13 protein-coding genes are annotated in these 9219 nt (G+C 63.9%); 12 read left to right on the top strand and 1 reads right to left on the bottom strand.

The features are described from left to right. Positions 1–98: EF-Tu C-terminal domain-related protein (locus ACYP5B_RS20935; protein ID WP_082016399.1), on the top strand; the 98-nt coding region annotated here is incomplete at its 5' end. A gap of 94 nt (positions 99–192) precedes the next feature. Next, positions 193–501, top strand: coding sequence for a 30S ribosomal protein S10 (rpsJ, locus tag ACYP5B_RS20930; RefSeq protein WP_006160488.1), 309 nt, complete (start codon positions 193–195; stop codon positions 499–501). Between the two features lie 103 nt (positions 502–604). Here the strand turns inward: rpsJ and ACYP5B_RS20925 are convergent, their stop codons facing one another. Continuing rightward, entirely contained in the window at positions 605–1618 is a 1014-nt protein-coding gene (locus ACYP5B_RS20925; protein WP_459570965.1) for an AraC family transcriptional regulator, read from the bottom strand. A 239-nt stretch (positions 1619–1857) separates the two neighbouring features. Between ACYP5B_RS20925 and ACYP5B_RS20920 the strand changes: the two genes are divergently transcribed. From ACYP5B_RS20920 to rplV, 10 genes are all read left to right on the top strand, one after another. Then, complete coding sequence (locus ACYP5B_RS20920; RefSeq protein WP_459570964.1) at positions 1858–3093, top strand: dienelactone hydrolase family protein; 1236 nt, start codon at positions 1858–1860, stop codon at positions 3091–3093. A 144-nt stretch (positions 3094–3237) separates the two neighbouring features. Beyond that, positions 3238–4026, top strand: coding sequence for an SDR family oxidoreductase (locus tag ACYP5B_RS20915; RefSeq protein ID WP_400091599.1), 789 nt, complete (start codon positions 3238–3240; stop codon positions 4024–4026). Between the two features lie 53 nt (positions 4027–4079). Further along, positions 4080–5321, top strand: a complete 1242-nt coding sequence (locus tag ACYP5B_RS20910; RefSeq protein ID WP_459570963.1) for a styrene monooxygenase/indole monooxygenase family protein — start codon at positions 4080–4082, stop codon at positions 5319–5321. Position 5322: 1 nt separating this feature from the next. Next, positions 5323–5814 (top strand): flavin reductase family protein, encoded by a 492-nt coding sequence (locus ACYP5B_RS20905; protein WP_459570962.1) that lies wholly within the window; start codon positions 5323–5325, stop codon positions 5812–5814. Positions 5815–6148: 334 nt separating this feature from the next. Further along, on the top strand, positions 6149–6799 hold the full coding sequence (gene rplC, locus ACYP5B_RS20900) for a 50S ribosomal protein L3 (RefSeq protein ID WP_267604574.1): 651 nt from the start codon (positions 6149–6151) through the stop codon (positions 6797–6799). Positions 6800–6810: 11 nt separating this feature from the next. Further along, on the top strand, positions 6811–7431 hold the full coding sequence (gene rplD, locus ACYP5B_RS20895; RefSeq protein WP_006160474.1) for a 50S ribosomal protein L4: 621 nt from the start codon (positions 6811–6813) through the stop codon (positions 7429–7431). Continuing rightward, positions 7428–7742: a 50S ribosomal protein L23 gene (gene rplW, locus ACYP5B_RS20890; RefSeq protein WP_006160473.1), complete on the top strand. Its 315-nt coding sequence runs from the start codon at positions 7428–7430 to the stop codon at positions 7740–7742. The genes rplD and rplW overlap by 4 nt, the downstream gene beginning before the upstream one ends. A 2-nt stretch (positions 7743–7744) precedes the next feature. Beyond that, positions 7745–8575: a 50S ribosomal protein L2 gene (rplB, locus tag ACYP5B_RS20885; RefSeq protein ID WP_043350353.1), complete on the top strand. Its 831-nt coding sequence runs from the start codon at positions 7745–7747 to the stop codon at positions 8573–8575. A gap of 21 nt (positions 8576–8596) precedes the next feature. Then, positions 8597–8872, top strand: a complete 276-nt coding sequence (gene rpsS, locus ACYP5B_RS20880) for a 30S ribosomal protein S19 (protein WP_006160471.1) — start codon at positions 8597–8599, stop codon at positions 8870–8872. Positions 8873–8881: 9 nt separating this feature from the next. Next, positions 8882–9211: a 50S ribosomal protein L22 gene (gene rplV, locus ACYP5B_RS20875; RefSeq protein WP_006160469.1), complete on the top strand. Its 330-nt coding sequence runs from the start codon at positions 8882–8884 to the stop codon at positions 9209–9211. The last annotated feature ends 8 nt before the right edge of the window (positions 9212–9219 follow it).

The raw sequence follows: 9219 nt of genomic DNA, 5'->3' as shown, positions 1-9219 counted from the left end.
TGATTGCCCCGATCGCCATGGAAGAAGGCCTGCGTTTCGCCATCCGTGAAGGCGGTCGTACCGTCGGCGCCGGCGTCGTGGCAAAGATCCTCGACTAAGCAAACTTCCTGGAGCTGGCTGGCGGTACAATACCGTCGGCCAGTTCCCTTGTTCCAGGGCGCTAGCCGCCCATCGCTCTTTAAAGGAAATATCATGCAGAACCAGAAGATCCGTATCCGCCTGAAGGCTTTCGACTATCGCCTGATCGACCAGTCGGCAGCCGAAATCGTGGATACCGCCAAGCGCACCGGCGCGATCGTCAAGGGCCCGGTGCCCCTGCCGACCCGTATCCAGCGCTTCGACATCCTGCGTTCGCCGCACGTCAACAAGACGAGCCGTGATCAGTTCGAGATTCGTACTCACCAGCGCCTGATGGACATCGTCGATCCTACCGACAAGACCGTTGACGCACTGATGAAGCTCGACCTGCCGGCCGGCGTCGACGTCGAAATCAAGGTGTAAGGTATTCCGCACAACACCGTCCAAAGCGGTTTTGCGCAAACAAGAACGGCGAACTTCGGTTCGCCGTTCTTGTTTTTGTGCTCCCATTTCACCGCAATGCGGCCTAGGAAGGCCCGCGCCGGCGCAGCGTCTGGCCCGGCGGCTCGCCGAAATTCTTGCGGTATTCCAGGCTGAAGCGTCCCAGGTGGCCAAAGCCCCAGCGCAGGGCCGCGGCCGTGACCGAGTCGATCGCCAGGTCGTTCAGCAGGTCATGGCGAACACGCTCCAGTCGCACCGCGCGCAGGTAGGCCATTGGGCTGATGCCCCGATGCTCCCGAAAGCCCGCATAGAGCCCGCGCAGGCTGACGCCGGCGACTTCCGCCAGCAGGGCCGGGGTCAGTGGTGCCTGCGCATGGGCATGGATGTATTCCTCGACCTGCTTCACGTGACGCGGCGCCAAGGGTTTGCCCCGTGCCCGCATCGCCTCCGCCAGGCTATGGGGCTGCACCGTCAACAACGTGCCGATCACCAGCTGCTCCAGCTGGCAAGCCGTCAACGGATGCCGCGCCGCATCCGGCGCCAGCGCGAGCAGGTCCGCCAGGTAGTGCATCAGCTGGTACCAGGCTGCCAGGCGGCGCCACTCCATCCCGAGCTCGAAGCGCAGCGGTGCCTGCGGCCGATGGCCGAGGTACGCCGCGCATACCCGCTCCATGGCACCGCGCTCCACGCGCACGATCAACTGGTCGCTGTCGTGGCTCCAGCGCATCCGCACGGGGTCGCTGGGCGTGAGCACCGAGGCCGTGTCGCAGTCGGAGAGGATCTGCTGCCGGCCGCAATGGATCTGGGCATGGCCCGCCAGCGGCATCTGCACAAGCAGGAAATCATCAAGCGGCCCAGGCTCGATCTGGACCTCCGCGCCATAGGCCAGCCGGTTGAACGACACGGCGCCAAGCGGCGCATGATGCATGCGGGCAGCCAGCGTCGTGCCGCCGATGGTGAGCTTGTGCGGCTTGAAAACCGTACCCACCGCTGCGCGCGTCTGGGCCTGGTCGGTCGAGGCGAAGACCAGCCGGGCGGGGTCGGATAGCAGGGCGCCTGCCAGCGGCTCGGTGGCCGTGGCCGCGGGGGGCTGCGGCATTGTCTCGCTCCTCGGCGTCATTGGCGCGCCGCTTCGTACGTTGAGCCCGGCCAGCCTGCGGGCGGATTCCTTCACACCACTATAGTGGATCGCTTCCCGGCGCCCCTTGCCCGCACCGGTATTTTCCTGCACTAATCGGATAGCCGCTGCAGCCCGCGGCTAGCTTGCTGCGGTGCGGATCGCCCATGATGGAATCCAGCACGGTAGCCCCATCCCCCCAAAACAAAGGAACGCAGCCCATGGGCCAGACCATCCAGATCCACGCCGCCGACGGTAGCGGCACGTTCAGCGCCTACCTCGCCACGCCCGCAGCGGGCAAGGGACCCGGCATTGTGTTGTGCCAGGAAATCTTCGGCGTCAACGCCACCATGCGCGCCGTGGCGGACTACTACGCCGAGGAAGGCTACACGGTGCTGGTGCCGGACCTGTTCTGGCGCATCGCCCCTGGCATCGAACTGGGCGATCGCGGCGAGGACTTCCAGCGCGCCTTGGGCTTGTATCAGCGCTTCGATGAGGCCCTCGGCGTCAAGGATGTCGGTGCGGCGCTGGACGCGCTGCGCGCCCGCCCCGAATGCGTGGGCGAGACCGGGGTGCTTGGCTTTTGCCTGGGTGGCAAGCTCGCCTATCTGGCTGCTTGCCGCCTGGACGGCGTGGCCTGTGCCGTGGCGTACTACGGCGTCGGCATCGAGCGCGCGCTGGACGAGGCGGCCGATATCCAGGGACGGCTGGTGCTGCACGTGGCCGAGCGCGACGGCTTTTGCCCACCCGAGGCGCAAGCGCAGATCCGCGCAGCCCTTGGCGGCAAGGACGGTATCGAGCTGTATGTTTATCCGGGCGTCGACCACGCGTTCGCGCGCACCGGTGGCGAGCATTTCGACCGCCCCTCGGCGCTGATGGCGCATCAGCGCTCGATTGCCGCGCTGCGCGCAGAGATGGGGCCGCACTACGACTTCTCGGCCCTCTGGGACAAGCACTGCGAATACGAATTCGCCACCCGCGATGTCGACGCCACCATGGCGACGATGGTGGCCGAGCCGTATGTCAATCATATCCCGACCATGACCGGCGGCGTCGGCCACCGGCAGCTCAAGCGCTTCTACCAGAACCACTTCGTCAACAGCAATCCGCCCGATACGACGCTGATCCCGTTGTCGCGCACCGTGGGCGCCAGCCAGATCGTCGACGAGATGCTGTTCTGCTTCACGCATACCTGCGAGGTCGACTGGATGCTGCCGGGCGTGGCGCCTACCGGCAAACGCGTGGAGATCCCCCTCGTCGCGATCGTCAAGTTCCGCGGGGACAAGCTGTACCACGAGCACATCTACTGGGACCAGGCGAGCGTGCTGGTGCAGATCGGCAAGCTCGATCCCGCCGGCCTGCCCGTGGCCGGTGTCGAGACCGCGCGCAAGCTGCTCGACGAAACGCTGCCCTCCAACACGCTGATGGCGCGCTGGCAGGAGAGCGAGGGCAAGTAATCCGGGCGCATACGCGTCCCGGTATATCGACGTCATCAAGCAAAAGGGGCGGGCCCGGCACGCGCCTCGGGTACCGCTGCGCCTACGGCGCCGGATGGCCCCCAAGGCGCACGGGCAACGCACCGAATACAAGGAGACAACGTCATGAAAGGACTGCAGGACAAGGTTGCCATCGTCAGCGGTGGCGCCACGCTAATCGGCGCGGGAGTCGCGAAGGCCTTCGTGGAGGCCGGAACGCGAGTGGCGATACTCGATATCGATACCGCCGGCGGCGAGCGCGTTGCCGCCGAACTAGGCCAACGCGCGATCTTCATCCGCACCGACATCACCGACGACACCCAGGTGGCGGTGGCCGTCGCACAGGTGGCGCGGCACTTCGGCGGCATCGACTACCTCATCAACCTGGCCTGCACCTATCTCGACGACGGTTTCAAGTCGAACCGCCGTGACTGGCTCACCGCGCTCGACGTCAACGTAGTCTCCAGCGTGATCCTGGCCCAGGCCGTCCACGATGGAATGCGCGCACGCGGCGGCGGCGCGATCGTCAACTTCACCAGCATCTCGGCCAATGTGGCGCAGACCGGACGCTGGCTTTATCCGGCCTCCAAGGCGGCAATCCGGCAGCTTACCCGCAGCATGGCGATGGACCTCGCGCCGGATCGGATCCGCGTCAACGCGGTCTCGCCGGGCTGGACCTGGTGCCGGCTGATGGATGAGGTCAGCGGCGGCAACCGCGAGCGCACCGATCGCGTGGCGGCGGACTTCCACCTGCTGGGCCGCGTGGGCGAGCCCGATGAAGTGGCCCAGGTCGTGCTGTTCCTCTGCTCGGACCATGCCAGCTTTGTCACCGGCGCCGACTACGCGGTGGACGGCGGCTACTCGGCAATGGGGCCGGAGCAAAACGTCCCTGCCATCCCGCGCCTGGCCGGCTGACGCCGAGCTCCAGGACTTCGATTTCCACGCTGAACTTCAAGTAGGAGATTGCCATGAGCCAACGCATTGCCATCGTCGGCGCGGGCCAGTCCGGCCTGCAGATGGCCCTCGGCCTGCAAGCCAAGGGTTACCGGGTCACGCTGATGACCAATCGCACGCCGGACCAGGTCCGGGCGGGCAAGGTCATGTCCAGCCAGTGCATGTTCGACCGTGCACTGCAGACCGAGCGGGAGCTTGGCCTTAACTGGTGGGACGACACGTGCCCGCCCGTGGAAGGGATCGGTCTGGCGATTCCGCATCCGGAGCAGCCAGGGGCCAAACTCATCGATTGGGCAGCCCCACTCGACCGGGCAGCCCAGGCAGTGGACCAGCGTCTCAAGATGCCCGCCTGGATGGAGGCCTTCGCGCAACGCGGCGGCGACCTGCGCATCGCCGATGCCGGCATCGATGAGCTGGAAGCGCTGGCGCGCGAGCATGATCTCGTGCTACTCGCGGCCGGCAAGGGCGAGATCGTCAGCCGTTTCGAGCGTGACGCCACGCGCAGTCCCTTTAGCGCGCCGCAGCGCTCGCTGGCCCTGACCTATGTGAACGGCATGACGCCGCGGACCCCGTTCTCGCGGGTTTGCTTCAACCTGATTCCCGGCATTGGCGAATACTTCGTCTTCCCGGCCCTGACGCTGTGCGGACCCTGCGAGATCATGGTGTTCGAGGGCATACCCGGTGGCCCGATGGACCGCTGGGCGGAGCCACGCTCGCCGGAGCAGCACCTCGCCGAGAGCATGCGCATCCTGCGCACGTGGCTCCCGTGGGAGGCAGAGCGCTGTGATGCGGTGACCCTGACCGACGCGCAAGGCATACTCGCCGGCCGCTTCGCCCCAACCGTGCGCCGTCCGGTCATGACCTTGCCCTCGGGCAGGCTTGTGTTCGGCATGGCCGACGCCGTAGTCGTCAACGACCCCATCACGGGGCAGGGCTCAAACAACGCCGCCAAGTGCTGCAGGGTGTATCTCGATGCCATCGTCGCGCATGGCGATCGCGCGTTCGACGCGGGCTGGATGGAGCAGACGTTCGCGCGTTACTGGCAATACGCCGGCGACGTGGTGAACTGGACCAATTCCCTGCTCACTCCGCCGCCGCCGCATATCCTGGCGTTGCTGGGCGCGGCTGGCCATGCGCCGGCGCTGGCCGGACGCATTGCCAATGGCTTTGACAACCCGCCGGACTTCTTTCCCTGGTGGGCCGATCCCGCTGCGTGCCAGCAGTTGATCGACCAGCATCTGCCGCAGGCTGCCTGAAATGGAAGCCGCATGCGCTGTGCTGGATACGAGGGCGCTGCGCCGGGCCTGTGGCCGTTACGCCACCGGCGTGGCGGTCATCGGGGCGTGCGGCGCCGAGGGTCGCCCTATCGGCCTGACCATCAACTCCTTCGCCTCGCTGTCGCTGGCGCCACCGCTGGTCTTGTGGAGCCTGGCGCTGCATTCACCGAATGCCGGGCACTTTGCCGTCGGCAAGCACTTTGGCGTCAGCATCCTGCAGGCGGGACATGGCGAGCTGGCGCGCCTTTTTGCCACGCCGGCGGAGGACAAGTTTGCTGGCGTCCCCCATCGGCGCTGCGAGCGCGGCGTGCCCTACCTGGACGAGGCGCTGGCCACGCTGGCGTGCAGAGTGGAGCGTGCCGACGTGGTGGGCGATCACTTGCTGATCGTCGGGGCGGTGGAGGGATTTGAAGTGGGGGAAGGCGAACCGTTGGTGTTCTTCGGCGGGGAATTCGTAAGGGTAGGGCGGTAACGGAGGCCGTATCGGCACTTGGATGCGGACATCAAGTGTCGATACAGCCGCTAGCAACCCCGCTAACGGCCCCGAAAATCGCATCGCAGAGCGCCGGCGCCAAGTGCAAACATCACAAAACAACACCCGCCCGCGTCCAGATCCCAACTTCCCAGACCACGCTTGCTCTTTCCAAACCGCTGGGATATAGTGTAAGGCTACCCGTTTGTCTATGGGTAGTGGGCTGGCCAATTTGGCCGCGCGCAGTCTTCTTCAGCGCAAGCCCCGCACTGCAAACACTGTTTTCGTGTATTTAATCAGCCCCGGCCAATCGCAGCTGGGAATGGAGCAAACCATGAGCCTTGGCCTTGTAGGTCGCAAGGTTGGCATGACCCGTATTTTCACGGACGACGGCGATTCAATTCCCGTTACCGTGGTCGAGGTCGGCGACAACCGCGTGACACAAATCAAGACGGACGAGACCGACGGTTATACCTCGGTTCAAGTCACTTTCGGCGCACGCCGCGCTAGCCGCGTCACCAAGCCTTTGGCAGGTCACCTCGCCAAAGCAGGTGTTGAGGCTGGTGAAATCATCCGCGAATTCCGCATCGATGCCGCTAAGGCTGGCGAACTGCAAGCCGGCGGTACGCTGTCGGTCGACCTGTTCGAAGTCGGTCAGAAGATCGACGTCCAGGGCGTGACCATCGGTAAGGGCTACGCCGGTACCATCAAGCGCCACCATTTCGCATCGGGTCGTGCCACCCACGGTAACTCGCGTTCGCACAACGTGCCGGGTTCCATCGGTATGGCGCAGGATCCGGGCCGTGTGTTCCCCGGCAAGCGCATGACTGGCCATCTGGGTGACGTCACCCGCACCGTCCAGAACCTGGAAATCGCCAAGATCGACGCAGAGCGCAAGCTGCTGCTGGTCAAGGGCGCCATTCCCGGCTCCAAGGGCGGCAAGGTTATCGTTACCCCGGCCGTCAAGGCCAAAGCCAAAGCTTAAGGAGCGAATCAATGGAACTCAAGCTCCTCCAGGACAATGGCCAGATCGGTGCAGGCGTTGACGCCTCGCCCGAAGTCTTCGGCCGTGACTACAACGAAGCCCTCGTTCACCAAGTCGTCGTCGCTTACCAGGCTAACGCTCGCAGCGGTAACCGTAAGCAGAAGGACCGTGAAGAGGTCAAGCACACGACCAAGAAGCCTTGGCGCCAGAAGGGTACGGGTCGCGCCCGTGCCGGTATGTCTTCCTCGCCGCTGTGGCGCGGGGGCGGCCGTATCTTCCCGAATTCGCCGGAAGAGAACTTCACGCAGAAGGTCAACAAGAAGATGTTCCGTGCCGGTATGCGCTCGATTTACTCGCAGCTCGCACGTGAAGGTCGTATCAACGTGGTGGACGGTTTCACCGTCGATGCGCCCAAGACCAAGCTCTTGGCCGACAAGTTCAAGGCCATGGGCCTGGACTCGGTGCTGATCATCACCGACAGCCTCGACGAGAACCTCTACCTGGCTTCGCGCAATCTGCCGCACGTGGCGGTTGTCGAGCCGCGCCAGGCTGACCCGCTGTCGCTCGTGCACTACAAAAAGGTGCTGGTGACCAAGGCAGCCGTCGCGCAGATCGAGGAGTTGCTGAAATGACGCAAGTAGCCAAGAACGATCATCGTTTGATGCAGGTGCTGCTCGCGCCGGTGGTTTCCGAAAAGGCAACCCTGGTCGCCGACAAGAACGAACAAGTCGTGTTCGAAGTCGCTCGCGATGCCAACAAGGCAGACGTGAAGGCGGCAGTCGAACTGCTGTTCAAGGTCGAGGTGCAGTCCGTTCAGATCCTGAACCAAAAGGGCAAGCAAAAGCGTTTTGGCCGATTCATGGGGCGTCGCAACCACGTGAAGAAGGCTTACGTTTCGCTCAAGCCGGGTCAGGAAATCAATTTTGAAGCGGAGGCCAAGTAATCATGGCACTCGTCAAGACCAAGCCGACGTCCCCGGGCCGTCGCTCCATGGTAAAGGTTGTTAATCACAACCTGCACAAGGGCGCGCCCCACGCTCCGCTGCTGGAAAAGCAATTCCAGAAGTCGGGTCGTAACAACAACGGTCACATCACCACCCGCCACAAGGGCGGTGGTCATAAGCACCATTACCGCGTGGTCGACTTCAAGCGCAACGACAAGGACGGCATTGCCGCCAAGGTCGAGCGCCTGGAATACGATCCGAACCGCAGCGCCAATATCGCGCTGGTGCTGTTCGCCGACGGCGAGCGCCGCTACATCATTGCCACCAAGGGCATGGTAGTTGGCCAAGCGTTGATGAACGGCTCGGAAGCTGCGATCAAGTCGGGTAACAACCTGCCGATCCGCAACATTCCGGTTGGTACCACCATCCACTGCGTGGAAATGCTGCCGGGCAAGGGCGCTCAGATCGCTCGCGCCGCTGGCGGTTCCGCTGTGCTGCTGGCTCGTGAAGGCATCTACGCTCAGGTTCGCCTGCGCTCCGGTGAAGTGCGTCGCGTTCACATCGAATGCCGCGCCACCATTGGTGAAGTCGGTAACGAAGAGCATAGCCTGCGCGTCATCGGCAAGGCCGGTGCAAATCGTTGGCGCGGTATCCGCCCGACGGTTCGCGGCGTTGTGATGAACCCGGTGGACCACCCGCACGGTGGTGGTGAAGGCAAGACCGCTGCTGGTCGTGACCCCGTTTCGCCTTGGGGTACCCCGGCCAAGGGTTACCGTACCCGCAGCAACAAGCGCACTGCCAGCATGATCGTGCAGCGCCGCCACAAGCGTTAATCGGTAGGTAGGAGCCTAGACATGACACGTTCCGCAAAAAAGGGTCCGTTCTGTGACGCCCACCTGCTGAAAAAGGTGGAAGCGGCCTCAGCCGGCAAGGACAAGAAGCCCATCAAGACTTGGTCGCGTCGCTCGACCATTCTGCCGGACTTCATCGGCCTGACGATCGCCGTACATAACGGCCGTCAACACGTGCCGGTGTATGTTTCGGAAAACATGGTTGGCCACAAGCTCGGTGAATTTGCGCTCACGCGTACGTTCAAGGGCCACGCGGCTGACAAGAAAGCGAAGAGGTAAGGTGCCATCATGGAAGTGAAAGCGATTCATCGCGGTGCCCGCATCTCCGCCCAGAAAACGCGCCTGGTCGCTGACCAGATCCGCGGTCTGCCGATCGAACGCGCGCTCAACGTCCTGACGTTCAGCCCGAAAAAGGCGGCCGTCATCGTGAAGAAGGTGGTCGAATCGGCCATCGCCAACGCCGAGCACAATGAAGGCGCCGACATCGACGAACTGAAGGTCAAGACCATCTTCGTCGACAAGGCAACCTCGCTCAAGCGTTTCACGGCACGAGCAAAGGGCCGCGGCAACCGCATCGAGAAACAAACTTGTCACATCACTGTGACGCTCGGCAACTAAGGAGTCAC

This window comes from Cupriavidus sp. 8B, from assembly GCF_054589115.1.
The sequence above is the reverse complement of the archived record's forward strand: the minus strand, read 5'-3'. Positions and strand labels throughout refer to the sequence as shown.